We start from the raw sequence: 21,074 nt of genomic DNA, 5'->3' as shown, positions 1-21,074 counted from the left end.
ATTTTACTATTAAATTAGATAATAAACTTTAGGTTTAGTTCCTGCTTCAGGAGCCAAAGTTTTCCATTTTCTGTTTTTCAACAATTTAGAAACTTCACTATTTGGATTGTCTAAATCTCCAAAATACATGCATTTTGTAGGGCAAACAGATACACATGCTGGAAGTTGTCCTTTTTCTAATCTGTGATGACAAAATGTACATTTATCAACATAACCATCAGGGTGTTGGTAACGCGCATCGTAAGGGCAAGATTCTATACAAGCTCCACAGCCAATACATTCATCGGCAGTTACTAGTACAATTCCATTATCTAATTGGTGACTTGCACCCGTTGGACAACAACGTACACAAGGTGCATTTTCACAATGGTTGCATCGTTCAGATTTTAGTTCTAATTCAATAGTTGGATATGCTCCGCTTACAGTTTCTGTTATCCAATCTCTACAATACCCAATAGGTACGTTATTTTCTGTTTGGCAAGCAACTACACAATCGCTACATCCAACACATTTTAAAGTGTCAATTACCATTGCATATCTCATAGCTCTACAGTTTTATGTGGATTTTCAGTTAAAATAGAAACAAAATTTCCTCGCATACCTGTTCCACCCATTATTGGGTCTACAAATATTTTTGAAATCATTTTTGTGTCATCTATTCCTTTTCCAAAAGCACGTGTTAGTTTTTTGTTATCATGGCCAAAACCATGTACCATATAAACAGAATCCCATCTAACTCTTTCAGTTACTCTAACTTTTATAGAGAAATTTGAAATAATATCATCTTGATTTTTTAACCAAACTTCTTGATTGGTTTTTAATCCTAATATTCTTGCAGTTTTAGGATTTACCCATAAATTATTTTCACTTTTAAGATCGTTTAAATTAGGATTATTTGCTGTTCTACTAAACGTATGCATAGGAGATCTACCATAATTTAATCTATAAAACCCTTGAGGAGGTTCAGGATGTGGAGTGTAAGTAGGCATTGGATCAAAACCAAGATTCTTTAATTCGTGAGAATAGAATTCTATTTTACCACTAGCTGTACCAAATTCATAAGTTTCGTCTTCATTTAAATACATTGGTCTCGATGTTCTAGGGTAGTTTTTTACACCTATCTTTTCCATTTCTTCTCTTGAAGTTCCTAACTCTTTTAGCTGCCAATCAATAACTTCATCAAAATCTTTATATTGGTAATAGTCTTCTAATCCTAAACGCATACCAATTTCTTTTGCAATCCAAGCTCCTGGTTTACTTTGGTATTTAGGTTTAACAGCGGCAAATCTAACAGCAATTGAAGGATGCCTGTTGGTTGCTGAACGGACAATATCTGAACGCTCTAAATATGTGCATTCTGGCAATATTACATCGGCATAGCCGGTAATATCTGTAGGCATAGTATCTATTACAACCATAAATTCTAACGCATCCATTGCCTCTTTTAATTGTTTAGTGTCTGGTATTGATTTAATTAAATTTGTACCAGTAACCATCCATGCTTTAATTGAGTATTTATTATTTTTGTTTGGTATTGATGCATTAATTATTTCATTAGTAACTCCCATTTGAGCTAATGGGTATTTTTCGCCAATTTCTTTCCATCCCCATTTTGGTTCTGGATATTCTGGATGAGGAAAATTAGGAACGTTAATTTTTTCTTTAAAATAGAATCCTCCACGTCTTCCCCAAGAACCTAATAAACCATTTAAAATAGCAATAGCTCTTTCTCGTTGTGTATCATCGCCATACCAAACTACATGTCTTCCAGGGTGTACAATTACAGAAGGTGCCGCATTGCCCATTGCTCTTGCAGTTTTTCTAATTTCTTCTGGTTTTATAGTTGTAATTCCATACGCCCATTCTGGTGTGAATTCACGAACATATTCTTTTAACTCATTAAACCCAAAACCGTATTTTTCTACATATTCTTTATCATATAACTCTTCTTCAATTAAAACATTCATCCAAGAGAGTAGTAAAGCAATGTCTGTAGCGGGTTTAATAGCTAACCAATGTTTAGACTTACTTGCTGCGGTTGAAAACCGTGGGTCAACAGTAATAATGGTGGCTCCATTATCAATAGCATCAGACATTTCTTGCACTTGAGAATTGTGCATATTTTCTCCAATATGTGAGCCTATTAGCACTAAACATTTTGTATCTCTAATGTCGGTTGGTTCTGGAGAACCCACCCAAGAGCCAAAAGTTAAGCCAAAGCCAGTTTCTCTAGGTCCTCTACATTGTGCGTAAGCTGGTTCAGCAATAGTATCTGAACCAAGAGACTTATACAAATGTTCAAAATGCCAACCTGGACATCCATGTTTTAGTAATCCAAGCGATTCAGCACCGTGTTTTTCCTTTATATCTTTAAATTTTGAAGCAACTAAATCTAAAGCTTCATCCCAGCTTGCTTCTCTAAAAGTTTCTTCGCCGTTAATTGTTGTTCTAATTAATGGAGTTTTTAGTCGGTCTTCGTCGGTGTACATACCTACACCTCCTGTTCCTCTAGGGCAAAGCCTTCCGTTGCAATGTGAGTCAGTTTCATTTCCTATTATTTTTTGGATATTTCCGTCTTCATCACTATAAGTCCAACCAGCACATTTCCAAAAACAAACTTCGCAGTATGTAGGTGTTATTTTCAACTTTTTTGAAACGTTCTCTTTTACTAATTCGTTTAAATACGAACTAGAACCGAACATGCTAAAAGTTGATGTTGTAGCCGCAACACCTCCTAAACCCAAAGCGGAAATTTTGATAAATTTTCGTCTTGAAGTAGTCATATTTGTTTAATTATATTTCTTTGCTAAAGGTATTTCTTGTTTAAAATTTATAGCATGATAAAAGTCATAAGAGCTAGAAAAGTATGGTAACTTTAGTTACATTAAAAGTAGTTGAAAGTTTTAGTGGTTTGGTAATCAGTGGTTTAAAATTTATTGAAAATTGTTATAAATAAGAATGTTGTAAGTTTGTATTTACAATTGAATTTATGAAATCAAATTTTCTTAAAATAGGAGTTGTACTAGTGTTAATTAGTGCTTTTGGAATTTATAAACTCTTTATAAATTCTGAAGGTTCTTATTCAAAAATAAGTAAACAAGAGTATACTGCATTAACTACAGTTGCTAAAGAAACGTGTTTAGTTTGCCATTCAAATACAAAAGGTTATTCAAAATTTCATAATCCAGATTTAATTGGTTGCGCTAGTTGTCATTTAGGAAATGTTGAAGCGTTGACAAAAGAAGATTCACATAAAGGAATGGTTCTTATTCCGGGAAATTTAGCAGATGCAAAAGAAACATGTGGAAAATGTCATCCAAATGAACTTCATAAAATTGAAAACTCATTAATGACCACTAATAGCGGTTTAGTAGCTGTTGATAAATTTATTTTTGGCGAAGCCGATTCTCCAAATTACCAATATCACATTCAACAAATTAAAAATTCACCTTCAGATAAGCACTTACGAGATTTATGTGCTAATTGTCATTTAGGTGCAGAGAAAAAAGATTTTGGAGCAATTACGCAGTTGAGTAGAGGTGGAGGTTGTAATGCGTGCCATTTAAACTATTCTGAGGCTGCTAAAAAAGAACTTCAAACGTATATAACTTCAAATAAAAAGAAATTACCTCAATCGCATCCTTCTACAGATATTTTTGTTAGTAATGAGCATTGTTTTGGTTGCCACAGCCGATCTAGTAGAATTTCTACTAATTATGAAGGTTGGCAAGAAACTTTATTAGATGAAGAAGAATTGACTTCAAAAGAAGGATTTAGAGTTTTAGAAGATAAACGTGTATATAAATATGTTGAAGAAGATGTGCATCATACAAAAGGATTGTTGTGTATAGATTGCCATAGTTCTCATGAAGTAATGGGAGATGGTAAAAAATATGCACATGAAGAACAAGCCGTAAAACTGCAATGCTCTGATTGTCATTTTAAAAATAAACCAAATATAATTTCGTATGATTCTTTGGATACTGAAAGTTTATTGGTGTTTATGCATAGAGAATATTCGCATATAGACAAGGGAATTATTTCAGTAAAAAATGGAGGCCATCCTTTAGTAAACACTTTTGTTGATTCTTTAGGAAATACATTTTTAATAGGGAAAAAGGATAAAGAATTATATCCTTTAAATCCGCAAAGTGAGGTTTGTTCAAGAGATAATGCGCATAAAAATATGGCTTGTTCAACGTGTCATTCTTCATGGACAACGCGTTGCATTGGTTGCCATAATGAATTTGATAAGGATGAGAGTAAAGCATTTGACTTATTAGATAGAAAATATGTAAAAGGGCAATGGAAAGAGTTTGTTGCAGAGTTTGGGAATTTTAAACCTGCTTTAGGAGTTCGTATTAATGAAAATGGAAAACATATTGAGCCTGCTGTTCCTGGAATGATTTTAACCATTGATAAAGGAAGTTATGCTGGTGAAAAAAATGGAGAAGATGTTTCTTTTCATAGGTTGTATGCTCCAAATTCACCACACACTACAACGTCAAAAGTTAGAGATTGTAAAAGCTGTCATACAAATTCAACAACTTTAGGTTATGGAAATGGAGAATTAATTTTTATAATTGAAAATGGAGTAGGAAAGTGGCAATTTACGCCTGAATATGCTTTAAATGAGAACGATAACTTACCGGAAGATTCTTGGATTCCATTTTTAGGTGAAACACCAAAAGGAGTTGTAAATTCTACAAGAACAGATTTTAGACCTTTTACTATTAATGAACAGAAAGAATTATTAACTGTAGGAGCTTGTTTACAATGCCATAAAGATGATTCAAAAGTTATGGAACAAAGTATAGTTTTAGGTATTAAGCCTTTATTAAATAAATTAAGTGAAAAATGTGTAGTTCCAGTTTGGAATTAGAAGTTTTTACCAATTATTGGAATGTTTTTACGTTGATTAAAAAGTATAATGGCACTTAAAATAAAAATAAATAAAGCCATATAAAATAGTTTACCACCATCATTATCTATTTTAATTCCTAAAAGGGTTAAATGCATTATAATTGCACCTCCAATTATTCCAACTGTTAGTAAAGCTCCAATCCAAATTGTTTTTGGAATAATAATAAGAAAAGCAGCAATAAACTCAAGAATGCCAATACCTATTCTGCCAATAGGTTCTAATCCTACTTTTGAAAAAATATAAACACTGTCTGGGTGTGCTGTAAATTTATATTGTAATGTTTGTATTAATAGAATTGAAATTATAATTCTGAAAACTAAAATTATTTTTTTGCCCATGAATATGGTTTTAACTTTTAGACGTTAAAACTTTAGAAATTTACATAGATGCAAAAAAAAGTGGCAAAATAATTTTTGCCACTTTTAATAAGTTATTTAAACTAAAATTATTTTGAAAACACCTCATTGTGTTGTTCTTGAACACGTATAAATGTGGTTCTTTTTGTTAATTCTTTTAATCGTTTTGCTCCAACATAAGTACAAGTTGAACGCAATCCACCAAGAAAATCTTGAACTGTAGCATCAACATCACCTCTATAAGGAATTTTTACTGTTTTACCTTCTGAAGCTCTATATTCTGCAACTCCACCAGTATGTTTATTCATTGCTGTTTCCGAACTCATTCCATAGAAAAGTTTCATTTTTTCACCATCAACTTCAACCATTTGTCCGCCACTTTCAGTATGTCCAGCTAACATGCCTCCAAGCATTACAAAATCAGCTCCACCACCAAAAGCTTTTGCAATATCGCCAGGTATTTTGCAGCCTCCATCTGAAATTATTTGACCACCTAAACCATGAGCGGCATCGGCACATTCTATAATTGCTGAAAGTTGTGGGTAGCCAACACCAGTTTTAACACGAGTAGTACAAACCGAGCCTGGACCAATACCAACTTTAACCATATCAGCACCAGCTAAAATTAATTCTTCAACCATTTCGCCTGTTACTACGTTTCCAGCCATTATTACTTTATCTGGATATTTGTCTCGTGTATCTTTAACAAAATTTACAAAATGTTCTGAATACCCATTAGCAACATCTATACAAATAAATTTTAATTGGGGATTTTGTTCAAAAATAGTGGCTATTTTTTTTGAGTCTGATTTTCCTGTACCTGTACTTACAGCAATATAATCTGTTTCTTTTTTAGATAATGAATTTATAAATTTATTCCATTGGTCTATTGTATAATGTTTGTGAATTGCAGTAAATAATTTATGATTAGCTAAAGCTCTTGCCATTTCAAATGTGCCAACTGTATCCATGTTTGCAGCCATAATTGGAACCCCATTCCATTTGTGATTGCTATGTTTAAACGTGAACTTTCGATCTAGCGTTACTTCTGATCGCGAACTTAATGTTGAACGTTTGGGTCTTATCATTACATCCTTAAATCCTAATTTTAATCCTTGCTCTATGCGCATTTTATTTTTTTAAATTATTTTCTATTAAACAATAATACTTTTTCCTTTACTCACAACATTTTTGTCACTGTCGAAATAAAAATCAATTCTTCCAACATTTATTCCATAACAGCCAACTTGATTAATTAAAACATTTTCACCTTCACTATTTTTTGTTATTGTAGGTTTTGGTAAAAATGTATGTGTGTGTCCACCAATAATTAAATCTATGTTTTTTGTTTTTGAGGCTAAATTTAAATCTGAAATTTTTTCAGGAGATTTTTTAAAAAAGTATCCTAAATGAGAAAGGCAAATTACCAAATCACAGCCTTCATCTTCTTTTAAAATTCTACTTGTATCTTTAGCAATTTCAACAGGGTCTAGGTATTTAGTTTCTTTGTATAAACGATTATCTACCAAGCCTTCTAATTCAATTCCTAAACCAAAAACTCCAATTTTAATTCCTTCTTTTATAAAAACTTTATAAGGTTTTACATGTGTATCTAAAATGGTATTTTTAAAATCGTAATTTGCAGAAACAAAATCGAATTTTGCATGTGGTAGTTGTTTATATAATCCATCTACGCCATTATCAAAATCGTGATTTCCAATAGTTGCTAAATCATATTTAAGCATACTCATTAGTTTAAATTCAAGTTCTCCACCATAAAAATTAAAATAAGGGGTTCCTTGAAAAATATCACCAGCATCTAATAGCAAAGTATTTGGATTCTCTTGTCTAATTTGTTCAACTAAAGTTGCTCTTCTAGCAACTCCACCTTGGTTTGCATATTTATAGTGAGTTGATGGAAATGCTTCTAAATGGCTATGCGTATCATTAGTATGTAATATAGTAATGTGTTTTGTTGTTTTTGAAGCAAAAGATTCTAAACTTAAACCTCCTAAAGTTAAAAACGCAGAAGCTGCTGTTGATTTTTGTATAAAATTTCTTCTTTTCATAACTTCCTATTTTTTAATAAATCTTCCGTCTAATTCTACTTTTATAGTATCAACTTCTTTAAAGTAATCTATAATAGCATTTCGTACTTTATAATCAATTTTATACAATTCAACTGGATTTTTAAAGAAATTCATGCTATCTCCTCCATTTTGTAAATAATCAGAAGTTAGCACAAAATAAGTTCTATCTTTTTCTATTGATTTGTTGTTTATTTTGAAATTAATTTTGTTGTTTTCTATTATAGCTTTAATCTGTTTAGAAAGTGGATGTGCCCTTTTAGATTTTAATAAATAATCAGCTAATTCTAGTACTTTTTCGCTTGAAAGTTCAGCTACAACTAAATTATTTTCAAAAGGCATTAATTGAAAAGCATTTTGAGTTTTAATATCTCCTTTGGTAATTCCAGCTCTAATGCCACCAAAATTTAACATAACAAAATCTATATTTTTTTTAGTTCTGGAATAAAAAACAGGATTTGCACGTTGGTAGCATAAATCTGCCATTAAGTTTCCAAGAGTACTTTCAAGTTCACCATCTGTTCTAACTAAATCTTTTGGTGTGTAACTTAAAACTGTATTCATTTCGCTTTCAACCTTTATTTTATAAGGCTTTATAAAGTCATCAATTTCTTTGACACTTTCAATTTTTTCAGTAATTGGAAGTAATTTGCCTTCTATTTTTACTAACTTTTGTGGCTCATTTTTACAACTAAATAATAGTGAAATTGTAAAAAGTAAGAGAATAAATCTTTTCATTATTGAAATACTATTGTTTTTAATTATTTTTGTGCAAATAACCTTCAAATATAGATGATTTTTACAGGATTTAAACGAAAAACAAATCAATTTTTTTTCAAGAAAAAAATAAAAGAATTTAATCTCCAAAATTCAGATTCAACTTCTAACAAAGTAAAAAGTGTTCTGTTTTTTTGTGATTCTGAAGAAAAACAGGTTGAATTGATTGAACAAATATCGGAGTTTTTATTGGTTGATAAAGAGTTAATTAAGCCTTTTGTGTTTTTAAATAAGAAGGTTAAAAATAAGAAAGTTGAAAATGCAATTTACCCAAGTGATTTTGGTTGGTTTGGAAATATTAAATCAGAAGAATTGAGTAGTTGTTTAACAAAAAAATATGATTTGTTAATAAACTATAATAAAGTTGATAATTTGTACGCTAACATAGTATTATTGCAGTGTAATTCTGCGTTTAATGTTGGTTTTTCATATCTTAATAACAAGTTATATCAATTATTAATTAGTTGTGAAAAAGGTGATTTTAAATGTTTTAATTCAGAATTAAAAAAATACTTAACCATATTAAACAAATTATAAATGGAAAAATTATTAGGTACTGGAGTAGCATTGGTAACACCTTTTAATAGTGATAAATCGGTTGATTTTGATGGTTTGGAACGTTTAGTAAACTTTCAAATAGAGAATGGTATTAATTATTTAGTAGTAATGGGTACAACAGCAGAAGCTGTAACCTTAACTACTGAAGAAAAAGAATTGGTTAAGCAAAAAATAATTAATGTTAATAAAGGTAGACTTCCATTAGTTTTAGGAATAGGAGGAAATAACACAGCAAATGTTATTGCTGAAATTAAAACTACAGATTTGAGTGATTTTGACGCAGTATTGTCAGTTTCACCATATTATAATAAGCCAAGTCAAGAAGGAATTTATCAACACTTTAAAGCAATTGCTGAAGTTTCACCAAAGCCAATAATAATTTATAACGTGCCAGGTAGAACAGGTAGTAATATTGCTCCAGAAACGGTAATTAGGTTAGCAAACGCTTTTGAAAATATAGTTGCAGTTAAAGAAGCAGCAGGTGATATTGTACAAGCAATGAAACTAATTCAAAACACACCTAAAGATTTTATGGTTATTTCTGGCGATGATATGATAGCTTTACCAATTGCATTAGCTGGTGGAGCAGGAGTAATTTCTGTTATTGGTCAAGGTTTGCCAAAAGATTTTTCTAAACTAATTCAATTAGGGTTAGATGGAAATAATATAGAAGCATATCAACTTCATTATAAATTAATGAATAGTATAGATTTAATTTTTGAAGAAGGAAATCCGGTAGGAATAAAAGCACTTTTACAAAAAATTGATATTTGCGGGTTAGATGTTCGTTTGCCATTAGTTGAGGCCACGTCACAATTGCAACAAAAAATTAACACTTTTATTGAGAATTATTAGTAATTTTACTTTAAAATAAATTAAGTAATTCAAAAAAAAGAAAATTATGTTATCAGATAATATGCAGGCAGCTTTAAATAAGCAAATTAGACACGAAGCAGAATCATCACAAATATATTTAGCAATGGCTTGTTGGGCCGAAGTTCAAGGTTTAGAAGGTGTTTCTCAATTTATGTATGATGCTTCAGATGAAGAACGTCAACATATGTTAAAGCTAGTTAAGTATGTTAATGAGCGTGGAGGTCATGCAATAATTTCAGAATTAAATGCACCTGAAATTGAATTTGGTTCTTTTAAAAAGATGTTTGAAATTTTATTAAAACATGAAATTTTTGTTTCTCAAAGTATTAACGAATTAGTTCATATTTCTTTAGAAGAAAGAGATTATGCAACACACAACTTTTTACAATGGTATGTAGCAGAACAAATAGAAGAAGAAGCACAAGCTAGAACAATTTTAGACAAAATTAACTTAATAGGTGACGATAAAGGTGGTTTGTATTTATTTGACAATGATGTTAAACAACTGGTTGTTACAAGTTCAGTAATGCCAGGAGCATAGAACAATTAACAAACAATTAAGAGCTTTACATACTTAAAATTCTTTTCAACCGTTATTTTTGTGGTCAGTTAATAAATATTTTAATAATCCATAATTAATAAGTACTTTTGCCAAATGCAAAAAAATAAAATTTATATTTTAATTATTTGTGCCGTATTCACTTTAGCGTCGTGCGGCGAATATCAAAAAGTTTTGAATAAAGGAGAGGTAACCGAACAATATAAAATGGCTACTGAAATGTATGAAAATCAAAAATTTTCTAAAGCTATTCAACTTTTTGAAAAAATAACACCAAGTTATAGAGGAAAACCTCAAATGGAGCGTATTCAGTATATGATAGCGCAATCTCATTACAATACAAAACAATATAGTTTAGCAGCTTATTATTTTGATAAATTCGCAAAAAATTACCCTAAAAGTTCTAAATTAGAAGAAGCAGCATATTTGTCAGCGCACAGTTATTATTTAGCTTCACCAATTTTTAGTTTAGATCAAAAAGATACAAATGAAGCCATTAATGCATTGCAAAATTTTATTTATAAATATCCAAGCTCTACAAGAGTAGCTGATGCAAATAAATATATTAGTGAGCTTACTGTGAAATTAGAAAAAAAATCTTTTGAAATAGCTCGTCAATATTACCATACTGAAGACTATATTGCTACAGTAGTTGCAGTTGACAATTTATTATCAGACTATCTAGGAACAAAATATAAAGAAGAAGCTTTATATGTTAAATTTTTAGCTGGTTATGAATTAGGAATGAATAGTATTTTTCGAAAGAAAGAAGAGAGAATTAAAAATGCTATAAAATATCACGAGCGTTTTAAAAAAAGTTATCCTAAATCGGAGTATTTAGCTGAAACTGAAGATAAAGTAAAAGATTTAACTAAAGAGTTAAGCTCTGTAATAGAATTAAAAACTGAGAATAATGGACTATAAAAATACAAATGCAGCATCTAGTACTATAACGTACGATAGAAATAAAATTGAAGCTCCTACAGAAAATTTGTACGAAGCAATTACAATTTTAGCAAAGAGAGCCCAACAAATTAACGGTGATTTAAAAACTGAATTAATTGAGAAATTAGAAGAGTTTGCTACATATACCGATAGTTTAGATGAAGTTTTTGAAAATAAAGAACAAATTGAAGTTTCTAAATTTTACGAAAAATTACCTAAACCTACTGCAATTGCAATTGAAGAATGGTTAGATGGTAAAATTTACCATAGAAATCCAGAAGATACAAACGAGTAATAAATGTCTATTTTAAGCGGTAAAAAAATTCTTTTAGGCGTAACTGCCGGTATAGCTGCTTACAAAACAGCACATTTAGTTCGACTATTTATAAAATCAGGAGCCGAAGTCAAAGTAGTTATGACTCCGGCTTCTATTGATTTTGTAACTCCCTTAACACTTTCAACACTTTCAAACAATCCTGTAGCTACTTCTTTTTACGAAAAAGGAGAAGAAGATACAGATGAGTGGAACAGTCATGTAGATTTAGGTTTGTGGGCCGATTATATGTTAGTTGCACCTGCTACAGCCAATACGTTAGCAAAAATGGCAAGTGGTGTTTGTGATAATTTGTTAATGGCAGTTTATTTATCTGCAAAATGTAAAGTTTATTTTGCGCCAGCTATGGATTTGGATATGTACAAACATCCAACAACAAAGCAAAGTATAGAAGTTTTACAAACATTTGGAAATGTATTTATTCCACCTTCAAGTGGGTTTTTAGCAAGCGGATTAATTGGAGAAGGTAGAATGGAAGAACCAGAAAATATTGTTTCTTTTATGGAAAACGATATTTTAAAAAATCTTCCACTTCATAATAAAAAAGTGCTAATTACAGCAGGTCCAACATACGAAGCAATAGATCCTGTACGTTTTATAGGAAATCATTCTTCAGGAAAAATGGGATTTGAATTAGCAAAAAGGGCTGCAAATTTAGGAGCAAAAGTATATTTAGTTTCAGGACCTTCGCATCAAAAAGTTTCAAATAATTTAATTGAAAGAATTGATGTAGTTAGTGCTGAAGAAATGTACAATGCTTCACAAAGTATATATAACAAAGTTGATATTGCAATACTTTCGGCAGCGGTTTCAGATTACAAACCTAAAGAAGTAGCAGTCCAAAAAATAAAAAAATCAACCGATTCAATGAATATTGAATTGGTAAAAACACAAGATATTTTAGCTTCACTAGGTAAAGCCAAAAACAAACAGTTTTTAGTTGGTTTTGCTTTAGAAACTAATAATGAATTAGAAAATGCAAAGTCTAAATTGAATAAGAAAAATTTAGATATGATTGTATTGAATTCTTTACAAGATAAAGGTGCCGGATTTAAATCTGAAACAAATAAGGTAACTATTATTGATAAATCCGAAAAAATTTCAGAATTTAGTCTAAAATCTAAAGCTGAAGTCGCTCAAGATATTTTTAATGAAATTTTGAATAAAATATATGCGTAGATTCCTATTGTTTTTATCAGTTTTAATTTCAGCTTTTCAGCTGAATGCTCAAGAGTTAGATTGTACAATAACAATAAATTCTGATAAAATTTCGGGTTCAAACAAACAAGTTTTTGAGACATTAGAAAATGCGCTTAATGAATTTGTAAGTCAAAAACGTTGGACAAATTTAAATTACAAACAACAAGAACGAATTAGTTGTAATTTTACATTAACTATTTTAGAAAGGGAAGGAAATTCTTTTAAAGGAAATATCCAAGTTCAATCATCTCGACCAGTTTATGGAGCATTGTATTTAACACCTGTATTTAATTTTAAAGATAGTAATTTTTCATTTCAATATACTGAATATGAACCTTTACAGTTTAATGAAAATAGCTTTGAGTCTAATTTAGTTTCTATAGTTTCATTTTATGCCTATACTATTATAGGGATGGATACAGATACATTTTCGTTAAATGGAGGAACACCATATTATACTCAAGCACAAAACATTGTAGTTCAAGCACAGCAAAGTGGTTATAAAGGTTGGAATCAAAACGATGGAACAAACACAAGATTTACCTTGGTAGATAATTTGTTGTCTCCAACGTATGCTTCATATAGAACGGCAATGTATAAATATCATTTAAATGGATTAGATTATTTTTCAAAAGATAAAAAAAAGGCCAAAGCTTCTATAGCAGATGCAATTTCAGAAATAAAATCCATATTTGACAATCGCCCAAACGCATTTCTTTTACGTGTGTTTATGGATTCTAAATCAGATGAAATTGTAGATGTTTTTTCTGACGGTCCTTATTTTGATAAAAGTGATTTAAAGGAAATTTTGTTAAAAATGTCTCCGATAAATACTTCGAAATGGAATAACATGTAGTAATTTTTTAAAATTAGCTAAAAAATGCTCATACAACTTTCCATAAAAAATTATGCTTTAATTGAAAGCTTAACAGTTAATTTCAAAGATAATTTATCTATAATTACTGGTGAAACAGGTGCAGGTAAATCTATTTTATTAGGAGCTTTAGGTTTAGTTTTAGGTAAAAGAGCAGATTCTTCTACCTTAAAAAATTCAGATAAAAAATGTATTATCGAAGCAGAATTTTCAATTCAAAATTATGGATTGCAATTTTTCTTTGATGAAAACGAATTAGATTTTGAAAACGAAACTATAATTCGTCGTGAAATTTTACCAAGCGGAAAATCAAGAGCATTTATAAACGATACACCAACAACACTTTCAGTTTTACAAAATTTAAGTGAACAATTAATAGATGTGCATTCTCAACATCAAACACTACAACTTTCTAATACCGATTTTCAATTTAAAATAATAGATTCTTTAGCTAATACAACTGCTAAAATAGAATCGTATAAAAGAGGGTTAAAGCTTTATACAAAACTAAATAAAGAACTTAATCAGCTAAAACTGCAACAAGAAAAATCAAAGGAGCAGTACGAGTATAATTTGCATTTATACAATGAATTAGAGGATGCAAAGTTAAAAGAGAATGAACAGGAAGTTATAGAAAAAGAATTAGATAAATTAAATAATATTGAAGCTATTAAATTAAATTTATCAGAAGCTCAATCCATTGCTTTTAATGAAGAAGTTGGCTTGCAATCACTTTTAAACTCATTTTCAAATAATTTGAATTTGATAAAATCATTTTCTACAGAATATTCAGATTTATTTGAACGAATAAATAGTTTAAAAATTGAGTTTGAAGATATTGCTTCAGAAATTGAAAATTACAATGAGAATGTTGAATTAGATGCTTCAGAAATAGAGAAGCTAAATGATCGACTTCAGTTAATTTACAACCTTCAAAAAAAACATGCTGCATCAAGCGTAAAAGAATTATTAGAAATTTGTAATAATTTATCAGAAAAGGTTGCTTTAGTAGAAAACTCTTCAGAAATATTAAAAGCCAAAGAAACGGAATTAAATAACGTTGCAGGTAAAATAGATATACTTGCAAAAACTATTTCAGATCAACGTTTAAAAGCAATTCCAAAATTGGTTAAAAAACTTGAAAAGTTATTAGCTTTTGTTGGTATGGAAAATACCAGATTTCAGTTTAATTTAAAACATTCATCTAATTATTTATCAAATGGTAAAGATGAATTAGAGTTATTAATTTCAGCAAATAAAGGTGCAAACTTTGGAGAATTAAAAAAAATAGCATCAGGAGGTGAATTATCTAGAATAATGTTAGCTGTAAAAGCAATCCTTTCGGAATATTTAAAGTTACCAACCATTATTTTTGATGAAATAGATTCTGGAGTTTCAGGTGATGTTTCTCAAAAAATGGCTGAAATTATGAAGCAAATGAGTGCTAATATGCAGGTAATTACTATTACACATTTACCACAAATTGCCTCTAAAGGAAAACAACACTATAAAGTTTATAAAATAGATCAAAAAGGAGATATAATTACACAGTTAAAAGAGTTGAGTTCTAAAGAAAGAATTAATGAAATTGCTGAAATGTTAGGAGGTAAAAATATTACCGAAACAGCTTTGCAACACGCAAAACAATTGCTTAACTAATAATTGTTATATTTGCCACCAAATTACTAAAACAAAAATATAAAATAGTATGCATAATTTACTAAAAGGAAAAAGAGGAATTATTTTTGGAGCGTTAGATTCAAAATCAATAGCTTGGAAAGTTGCAGAAAGAGCACATGAGGAAGGAGCAACATTTGTATTAACAAATGCACCTGTAGCTATGAGATTGGGTACTATTAAAGAGTTGGCCGAAAAAACAGGTTCTGAAGTAATTCCTGCTGACGCTACTTCCATGATGGATTTAGAAGTTTTAGTTGATAAAGCTGTTGAAATTTTAGGAGGTAAAATTGACTTTGTATTGCATTCAATAGGAATGTCTGTAAATGTTCGTAGAGGAAACCATTACACCAACCAAGATTATAATTTTACAAAAACGGGTTTTGATGTATCGGCATTATCTTTTCATAGAGTAATGAGTATGTTACACAAAAAAGATGCTATGAACGAGTGGGGAAGTATAGTAGCTTTATCATATATGGCTGCACAACGCGTTTTTCCAGATTATAATGATATGGCAGATAATAAAGCATATCTAGAATCTGTAGCACGTAGTTTTGGTTATTTCTTTGGAATAGAAAAAAAAGTTCGTGTTAACACAATTTCACAATCTCCAACGCCAACTACAGCTGGAAGTGGAGTGAAAGGTTTTGATGGGTTTATTGCCTATGCAGAAAAAATGTCTCCATTAGGAAATGCAACAGCATTAGAATGTGCAGATTATACTATAAGTTTATTTTCAGATTTAACTAAAAAAGTAACACTTCAAAATTTATTTCATGATGGTGGATTCTCTAATATGGGAGTAAGTAACCCAATTATGGAAAATTTTATGAGTACTTTTGAACATGAATCAGACACTATAGAAGAAACAGATAAGTAATAAAATAATAACTTTAATTTAAAAGCGATGATTATAAATCATCGCTTTTTTTTATACTATTTTTTTATTGAGTATGAGTAATATCACGTTTTATTTCATACGCATCATTTAATTTTATAGGATATTAAAAAATATACCTAAAAAATAGATGAGACCACTTAAAATAATTGTGTTGGCAAAACAAGTGCCAGACACAAGAAATGTAGGCCCTGATGCCATGAAACCCGATGGTACAGTTAACAGGGGTAAGCTAGCAACCGTTTTTAATCCAGATGATTTACATGCACTGGAATTAGCACTAAACATAAAAGATCGTATACCAGAAACCAAGGTTACTATATTAACAATGGGGCCGCAAAAAGCTGCCGACATTATTCGTGAAGGTTATTATCGCGGAGTTGATAATGGAATAATGATTTCAGATAGACGTTTTGGTGGTGCAGATACATTAGCAACAAGTTATACTATTGTTCAAGCAATTAAAAAAATTGCCGACTATGATTTAATAGTAGGTGGAAGACAAGCTATTGATGGAGATACTGCACAAGTTGGACCACAATGTGCTGATAAATTGGATATTCCTCAAGTAACCTATGTTGAAGAAATTTTAGATATTAAGAAAGATAAAATTGTTGCCAGACGACGTTTAGAAAAAGGAGTTGAAACTGTTTCCGCACCATTTCCTTGTTTAATGACTGTTCATGGTTCTTCACCAGAATGTAGATCTAGACATGCTAAAAATGTAATGAAATACAAATACGCCAGAACTAAAACTGAAATGAGAAAAGGAGATCCTGTTTTAGAAGAGTTACATAAAAAGAGACCGTATTTAGTAATTCCAGAGTGGAGTGTAGAAGATATCGATGCCAATGTAGAAAAAATTGGTTTAGCAGGTTCACCAACTAAAGTTAAAAGCGTTTCAAGTATTGTATTAACAGCAAACGAATCCAAGGTTTTAACTGATTCAGATAGCGATATTGAAGGAATGATTAAAGAATTAATTAAACATCACACCATTGGGTAGTTGATATAACTTAAAATGAATAAAATGAAAAGTGTATTTGTTTATTGTGAAGTAGAAAACCAGAAAGTAGCAGAAATAAGCCAAGAGTTATTATCAGCCGGAAAACGTTTAGCTCAAAAATTAAGTTGTCCATTAGATGCAATGATTTTTGGTAAAGATTTAAAAGGAATTGAAGATCAAATTTCACCATACGGAGTTGATAAATTATTTATTTCTGATGATAAACGTTTAGAGCCATATACAACATTACCACATGCGGCTTTAGTTTATAAAGTATTAAAAGAACAAGATCCTCAAATTGTATTATTTGGAGCAACTTCTGTTGGAAGAGATTTAGCTCCTAGAATAGCTTCAAAATTGAATTGTGGATTAACAGCCGATACAACAATATTAGATATTGGCGATCATTTTGTAAAAAAAGAAAAAAAAGAATATACGGATTTATTGTATGCAATTCGTCCTGCTTTTGGAGGAAGTATAATGGCAAACATTATAAATTGGGATATGCACCCTCAAATGGCAACTGTAAGAGAAGGTGTAATGAAAAAAGAAATATTTGATAAAAATTATAAAACAGAAGTGGTTTCAATAAATGCAAATGAAGTTGTAAAAGGCGAAGATTTTGTAGTTGAAATTATTGAACGTCATATTGAAGAATCTGATGTAAATTTAAAAGATTCACCTATTATAGTTGCTGGAGGATACGGAGTTGGTTCAAAAGAGAATTTTGACCTACTTAAAAATTTAGCAAATATTTTAGGAGGTGAAGTTGGAGGTTCAAGAGCTGCAGTAGATGCTGGGTTTATTGAGCATAATCGTCAAATTGGACAAACAGGAACAACGGTTCGACCAAAATTATACATTGCCGCCGGTATTTCAGGAGCAATTCAACATACAGCTGGTATGCAAGATGCTTCAATGATTATCTCCATAAATAATGATCCAGATGCACCAATTAATGATATTGCAGATTATGTAATAACTGGTGATTTAGGAGTTGTGCTTCCTAAAATGATTAAATATTACAAGGAGAACGCAAAATAGATTAATAATAAAATGATAAGATTTTCAAAATAGAAGGAAGCCGTTATGCTGAACTTATTTCAGCATCTCATTATACTAAATTCAAGTTGATAAAAACTGAAATTTTGAAAATTCTTTAATAATATAAAACAGAAAAAAATGAATAATTTTTTCAAAGACACACCGGATTTCAAATTTCATTTTGAAGATCCAATTGTAAAAAAAGTTGTAAAATTAAAAGAAGATAATTTCAAACAGTCAGAAGAGTTTGATTATGCACCTTTAAATCATGAAGATGCAATAGATTCGTATAAAAAAGTACTTGAAATTGTTGGTGATATTTGCGCAAATACAATTGCACCAAATGCTGAAGGTATTGATATAGAAGGACCAAGTATAAAAAATAATGAAGTAGTTTATGCAAAAGGAACTACAGAAGATTATAAGGCTTTATATGAGGCTGGATTAATTGGAATGGCTTTGCCAAGAAAGTATGAAGGCTTAAATTTTCCTTTATTACCATATGTAATGGCTGCAGAAATGGTGGCTCGTGCTGATGCTGGTTTTGCTAATATTTGGGGATTACAAGATTGTGCTGAAACTATTTATGAATTTGGTTCGGAAGAACAAAAAGAGAAATTCCTACCAAGATTTAATCGTGATGGTGCAACTGCTGCAATGGTTTTAACAGAGCCAGATGCTGGTTCAGATTTACAAGCAGTAAAATTAAAAGCTGTTTTTGATGAAGAAAAAAATACTTGGATTTTAAACGGTGTTAAGCGTTTTATTACCAATGGAGATGCAGATATTTCATTAGTATTAGCTCGTTCGGAAGAAGGAACAAGTGATGCACGTGGATTATCTATGTTTATTTACGATAGAAATGATCACGCAGTTGAAGTTAGACATTTAGAAAAAAAATTAGGAATTAAAGGTTCTCCAACTTGTGAATTAGTATTTAAAGATGCTCCAGCCGAATTAGTAGGAAAAGAGCGTTTTGGATTAATTAAATACGTAATGTCTTTAATGAATTCTGCTAGGTTAGGTGTTGGTGCGCAATCTGTGGGAATCGCAGATGCAGCTTATAGAGAAGCATTAAAATATGCTGAAGAAAGAGCACAATTTGGAAAAGTAATTGTAAATTTTCCAGCGGTGTATGAAATGCTAACAAACATGAAAGTTAAAGTAGATGCACTTCGTTCATTATTATATGAAACTACTCGTTTTGTAGATATTTTCAAAGCTTATGAAGAAGTTATGAAAGATCGAAAGTTAGAGAAAGAAGAACGTATGGAAATGAAACATTACGGTAAACTTTCAAACGTATTTACACCACTTATTAAGTTAACAGCAAGTGAAGCTTGTAATAGAATTGCGTATGATTCTTTACAAATTCATGGTGGAACTGGGTTTATGAAAGATTTCCCAATAGAACGTATTTATAGAGATGCTAGAATTACTTCAATTTACGAAGGAACTTCACAGTTACAAGCCGTTGCAGCAATTAAAGGTGTTACAACAGGAGTGTTTTTTGACCAAATTAAAGAATACGATAATTTGGTTTTAGATAAAAATTGCGAAGTAAGAACAAAACTTCATAAAATGTCTGAAGAATATCAGTCAATAGTACAAAGCGTTATCGAGCTGGATAGTAATGAATTGATCGATTTTCATTCAACAAGACTTGTTGAAATGGCAGGAAATATTATTATGGGATATCTATTAGTATTGAATAGCCAAAAAGATGAGAAATTTATAAAAACAGCAAGGTTGTATGTGAATTTAGTGAGGTCTGAAAACAAGGAAAAATTCGATTATATGAACGGTTTTAGTTTAGAGAATTTAGAAATGTACAAGAATGTAGATTTAGCAGTTTTACCAAATTAATTTATAAAATAATTATAGAAGTTGTCATTTTGAGTAGGATGAAAAATCTTTTATTAGATTGTTCATTTCATTCAGAATGACAATTTTTTAGTTTAAATTTGTTTCAAATAAAAAATTAGTGAAGCTACAATTTTCAATTATAATCCCTGTTTATAATCGGCCAGATGAGGTTGATGAATTGTTGCAAAGTTTGACAGAACAAACTTATTCTGGAAGTTTTGAGGTAATTGTAGTTGAAGACGGTTCAAGTATAAAAGCAGAAGATATTGTTTTAAAATATTCTGAAAAATTAAATATTCAATATTTTTTTAAAGAGAACACTGGAGCAGGAAAAAGTAGAAACTTTGGAATGGAAAAAGCCCAAGGTAATTACTTTATAATTTTTGATTCGGACTGCATAATTCCTTCATACTATATAGAGGAAGTAGCGAAAGCTTTAACTAAAAATTATACTGATGCTTATGGTGGTGCAGATGCTGCTCATAAATCTTTTACAACAATTCAGAAAGCTATTAACTATAGCATGACTTCTGTATTTACAACTGGTGGAATTAGAGGGAAAAAGAACGCAGTTGGAAAATTTCAACCAAGAAGTTTTAATTTTGGAATCTCAAAAAAAGCATTTGATAAAACAAAAGGTTTTAGTGAAATGAAAATAGGAGAGGATATAGACTTAACTTTTAGACTATGGGAAGCGGATTTTAAAACACAATTTATTGAAAACGCTTTTGTTTACCACAAAAGAAGATCAACTTTTAAACAGTTTTTTAAGCAAACTTTTAAGTTTGGAGAAGGAAGACCATTTTTAAATACCAAATATCCAGGAACAGCAAAAATTACATATTGGTTTCCAAGTATTTTTATTGTTGGATTGTTTTTTTCGGTAGTAATCCTTTTAATAGGAATTAAGTTTTTTCTTTTATGTTACGGTCTTTATTTTGGAGTAATATTTATTGATTCTCTTATTAAAAATAAAAGTATAGTGGTTGCTTGTGCTACAATTTTAACAACCTTAACGCAGTTTTTTGGATATGGTTTAGGTTTTTTAAAAGGAATTATTAAAACATAAAAAAAGGCTGAAGTAAACTTC

General features: G+C 30.3%; 20 protein-coding genes. 14 read left to right on the top strand and 6 right to left on the bottom strand.

What is annotated here, in order from left to right:
• Window positions 1-9 precede the first annotated feature (9 nt).
• Both R3X25_RS14525 and R3X25_RS14520 read right to left on the bottom strand, forming a co-directional pair.
• Window positions 10-543, bottom strand: coding sequence for a 4Fe-4S dicluster domain-containing protein (locus R3X25_RS14525; RefSeq protein WP_317675688.1), 534 nt, complete (start codon window positions 541-543; stop codon window positions 10-12).
• The gene (locus R3X25_RS14520; RefSeq protein WP_317675687.1) at window positions 540-2,783 is read right to left on the bottom strand and encodes a molybdopterin-dependent oxidoreductase; all 2,244 of its coding nucleotides are present in this window, start codon (window positions 2,781-2,783) and stop codon (window positions 540-542) included. Before R3X25_RS14520 ends, R3X25_RS14525 begins: the two co-directional genes overlap by 4 nt.
• Before the next feature lie 206 nt (window positions 2,784-2,989).
• Here R3X25_RS14520 and R3X25_RS14515 point away from each other — a divergent pair, with 206 nt between their 5' ends.
• Window positions 2,990-4,882 carry a hypothetical protein gene (locus R3X25_RS14515; RefSeq protein ID WP_317675685.1) on the top strand — a complete coding sequence of 631 codons (1,893 nt, stop codon included), beginning with the start codon at window positions 2,990-2,992 and terminating at the stop codon, window positions 4,880-4,882.
• Here R3X25_RS14515 and R3X25_RS14510 read toward each other — a convergent pair.
• From R3X25_RS14510 to R3X25_RS14495, 4 genes are all read right to left on the bottom strand, one after another.
• On the bottom strand, window positions 4,879-5,262 hold the full coding sequence (locus R3X25_RS14510) for a DoxX family protein (RefSeq protein ID WP_317675684.1): 384 nt from the start codon (window positions 5,260-5,262) through the stop codon (window positions 4,879-4,881). The two genes, R3X25_RS14515 and R3X25_RS14510, sit on opposite strands and share 4 nt — an antisense overlap.
• Before the next feature lie 107 nt (window positions 5,263-5,369).
• On the bottom strand, window positions 5,370-6,410 hold the full coding sequence (locus R3X25_RS14505; RefSeq protein WP_317675682.1) for a GMP reductase: 1,041 nt from the start codon (window positions 6,408-6,410) through the stop codon (window positions 5,370-5,372).
• Window positions 6,411-6,434: 24 nt separating this feature from the next.
• Complete coding sequence (locus R3X25_RS14500) at window positions 6,435-7,349, bottom strand: metallophosphatase (protein WP_317675681.1); 915 nt, start codon at window positions 7,347-7,349, stop codon at window positions 6,435-6,437.
• Between the two features lie 6 nt (window positions 7,350-7,355).
• Window positions 7,356-8,105 (bottom strand): 5'-nucleotidase C-terminal domain-containing protein, encoded by a 750-nt coding sequence (locus R3X25_RS14495; protein WP_317675680.1) that lies wholly within the window; start codon window positions 8,103-8,105, stop codon window positions 7,356-7,358.
• Window positions 8,106-8,159: 54 nt separating this feature from the next.
• On the opposite strand from R3X25_RS14495, the gene R3X25_RS14490 reads away from it, so the two are divergent.
• The 13 genes from R3X25_RS14490 (at window position 8,160) to R3X25_RS14430 (ending at window position 21,053) form a co-directional block, all read left to right on the top strand.
• On the top strand, window positions 8,160-8,681 hold the full coding sequence (locus R3X25_RS14490; protein ID WP_317675679.1) for a DUF6913 domain-containing protein: 522 nt from the start codon (window positions 8,160-8,162) through the stop codon (window positions 8,679-8,681).
• Window positions 8,682-9,557 (top strand): 4-hydroxy-tetrahydrodipicolinate synthase, encoded by an 876-nt coding sequence (dapA, locus tag R3X25_RS14485; protein ID WP_317675678.1) that lies wholly within the window; start codon window positions 8,682-8,684, stop codon window positions 9,555-9,557.
• A gap of 46 nt (window positions 9,558-9,603) precedes the next feature.
• A complete protein-coding gene (locus R3X25_RS14480) occupies window positions 9,604-10,119 on the top strand; it encodes a ferritin (protein ID WP_317675677.1) in 516 nt (171 codons plus the stop codon).
• A 114-nt stretch (window positions 10,120-10,233) separates the two neighbouring features.
• Window positions 10,234-11,061, top strand: a complete 828-nt coding sequence (locus R3X25_RS14475) for an outer membrane protein assembly factor BamD (RefSeq protein WP_317675676.1) — start codon at window positions 10,234-10,236, stop codon at window positions 11,059-11,061.
• Window positions 11,051-11,377 carry a DNA-directed RNA polymerase subunit omega gene (locus R3X25_RS14470; protein WP_317675675.1) on the top strand — a complete coding sequence of 109 codons (327 nt, stop codon included), beginning with the start codon at window positions 11,051-11,053 and terminating at the stop codon, window positions 11,375-11,377. The genes R3X25_RS14475 and R3X25_RS14470 overlap by 11 nt, the downstream gene beginning before the upstream one ends.
• Before the next feature lie 3 nt (window positions 11,378-11,380).
• Complete coding sequence (gene coaBC, locus R3X25_RS14465; RefSeq protein WP_317675674.1) at window positions 11,381-12,595, top strand: bifunctional phosphopantothenoylcysteine decarboxylase/phosphopantothenate--cysteine ligase CoaBC; 1,215 nt, start codon at window positions 11,381-11,383, stop codon at window positions 12,593-12,595.
• Window positions 12,588-13,472, top strand: a complete 885-nt coding sequence (locus tag R3X25_RS14460; RefSeq protein ID WP_317675673.1) for a DUF4835 family protein — start codon at window positions 12,588-12,590, stop codon at window positions 13,470-13,472. The genes coaBC and R3X25_RS14460 overlap by 8 nt, the downstream gene beginning before the upstream one ends.
• Before the next feature lie 24 nt (window positions 13,473-13,496).
• Window positions 13,497-15,149, top strand: a complete 1,653-nt coding sequence (recN, locus tag R3X25_RS14455) for a DNA repair protein RecN (RefSeq protein ID WP_317675672.1) — start codon at window positions 13,497-13,499, stop codon at window positions 15,147-15,149.
• A gap of 49 nt (window positions 15,150-15,198) precedes the next feature.
• Window positions 15,199-16,050: an enoyl-ACP reductase gene (locus R3X25_RS14450; protein ID WP_317675671.1), complete on the top strand. Its 852-nt coding sequence runs from the start codon at window positions 15,199-15,201 to the stop codon at window positions 16,048-16,050.
• Between the two features lie 148 nt (window positions 16,051-16,198).
• Window positions 16,199-17,074 (top strand): electron transfer flavoprotein subunit beta/FixA family protein, encoded by an 876-nt coding sequence (locus R3X25_RS14445; RefSeq protein WP_317675670.1) that lies wholly within the window; start codon window positions 16,199-16,201, stop codon window positions 17,072-17,074.
• 24 nt (window positions 17,075-17,098) lie between these two features.
• Window positions 17,099-18,118: an electron transfer flavoprotein subunit alpha/FixB family protein gene (locus tag R3X25_RS14440; protein ID WP_317675669.1), complete on the top strand. Its 1,020-nt coding sequence runs from the start codon at window positions 17,099-17,101 to the stop codon at window positions 18,116-18,118.
• A 138-nt stretch (window positions 18,119-18,256) separates the two neighbouring features.
• Entirely contained in the window at window positions 18,257-19,984 is a 1,728-nt protein-coding gene (locus R3X25_RS14435; RefSeq protein ID WP_317675668.1) for an acyl-CoA dehydrogenase family protein, read from the top strand.
• Window positions 19,985-20,102: 118 nt separating this feature from the next.
• On the top strand, window positions 20,103-21,053 hold the full coding sequence (locus R3X25_RS14430; protein ID WP_317675667.1) for a glycosyltransferase: 951 nt from the start codon (window positions 20,103-20,105) through the stop codon (window positions 21,051-21,053).
• The last annotated feature ends 21 nt before the right edge of the window (window positions 21,054-21,074 follow it).

Origin of the sequence: Lutibacter sp. TH_r2, from assembly GCF_033101135.1 — a bacterium.
Classification (GTDB): Bacteria; Bacteroidota; Bacteroidia; order Flavobacteriales; family Flavobacteriaceae; genus Lutibacter.
This window is presented reverse-complemented; position numbering and strand designations above follow the sequence as displayed.

Bases quoted from the DNA above. Each gene is read 5' to 3' on its own strand.
- R3X25_RS14525 (WP_317675688.1), bottom strand. From the start codon at position 543: ATGAGATATGCAATGGTAATTGACACTTTAAAATGTGTTGGATGTAGC.
- R3X25_RS14520 (WP_317675687.1), bottom strand. From the start codon at position 2,783: ATGACTACTTCAAGACGAAAATTTATCAAAATTTCCGCTTTGGGTTTA.
- R3X25_RS14515 (WP_317675685.1), top strand. From the start codon at position 2,990: ATGAAATCAAATTTTCTTAAAATAGGAGTTGTACTAGTGTTAATTAGT.
- R3X25_RS14510 (WP_317675684.1), bottom strand. From the start codon at position 5,262: ATGGGCAAAAAAATAATTTTAGTTTTCAGAATTATAATTTCAATTCTA.
- R3X25_RS14505 (WP_317675682.1), bottom strand. From the start codon at position 6,410: ATGCGCATAGAGCAAGGATTAAAATTAGGATTTAAGGATGTAATGATA.
- R3X25_RS14500 (WP_317675681.1), bottom strand. From the start codon at position 7,349: ATGAAAAGAAGAAATTTTATACAAAAATCAACAGCAGCTTCTGCGTTT.
- R3X25_RS14495 (WP_317675680.1), bottom strand. From the start codon at position 8,105: ATGAAAAGATTTATTCTCTTACTTTTTACAATTTCACTATTATTTAGT.
- R3X25_RS14490 (WP_317675679.1), top strand. From the start codon at position 8,160: ATGATTTTTACAGGATTTAAACGAAAAACAAATCAATTTTTTTTCAAG.
- dapA (WP_317675678.1), top strand. From the start codon at position 8,682: ATGGAAAAATTATTAGGTACTGGAGTAGCATTGGTAACACCTTTTAAT.
- R3X25_RS14480 (WP_317675677.1), top strand. From the start codon at position 9,604: ATGTTATCAGATAATATGCAGGCAGCTTTAAATAAGCAAATTAGACAC.
- R3X25_RS14475 (WP_317675676.1), top strand. From the start codon at position 10,234: ATGCAAAAAAATAAAATTTATATTTTAATTATTTGTGCCGTATTCACT.
- R3X25_RS14470 (WP_317675675.1), top strand. From the start codon at position 11,051: ATGGACTATAAAAATACAAATGCAGCATCTAGTACTATAACGTACGAT.
- coaBC (WP_317675674.1), top strand. From the start codon at position 11,381: ATGTCTATTTTAAGCGGTAAAAAAATTCTTTTAGGCGTAACTGCCGGT.
- R3X25_RS14460 (WP_317675673.1), top strand. From the start codon at position 12,588: ATGCGTAGATTCCTATTGTTTTTATCAGTTTTAATTTCAGCTTTTCAG.
- recN (WP_317675672.1), top strand. From the start codon at position 13,497: ATGCTCATACAACTTTCCATAAAAAATTATGCTTTAATTGAAAGCTTA.
- R3X25_RS14450 (WP_317675671.1), top strand. From the start codon at position 15,199: ATGCATAATTTACTAAAAGGAAAAAGAGGAATTATTTTTGGAGCGTTA.
- R3X25_RS14445 (WP_317675670.1), top strand. From the start codon at position 16,199: ATGAGACCACTTAAAATAATTGTGTTGGCAAAACAAGTGCCAGACACA.
- R3X25_RS14440 (WP_317675669.1), top strand. From the start codon at position 17,099: ATGAAAAGTGTATTTGTTTATTGTGAAGTAGAAAACCAGAAAGTAGCA.
- R3X25_RS14435 (WP_317675668.1), top strand. From the start codon at position 18,257: ATGAATAATTTTTTCAAAGACACACCGGATTTCAAATTTCATTTTGAA.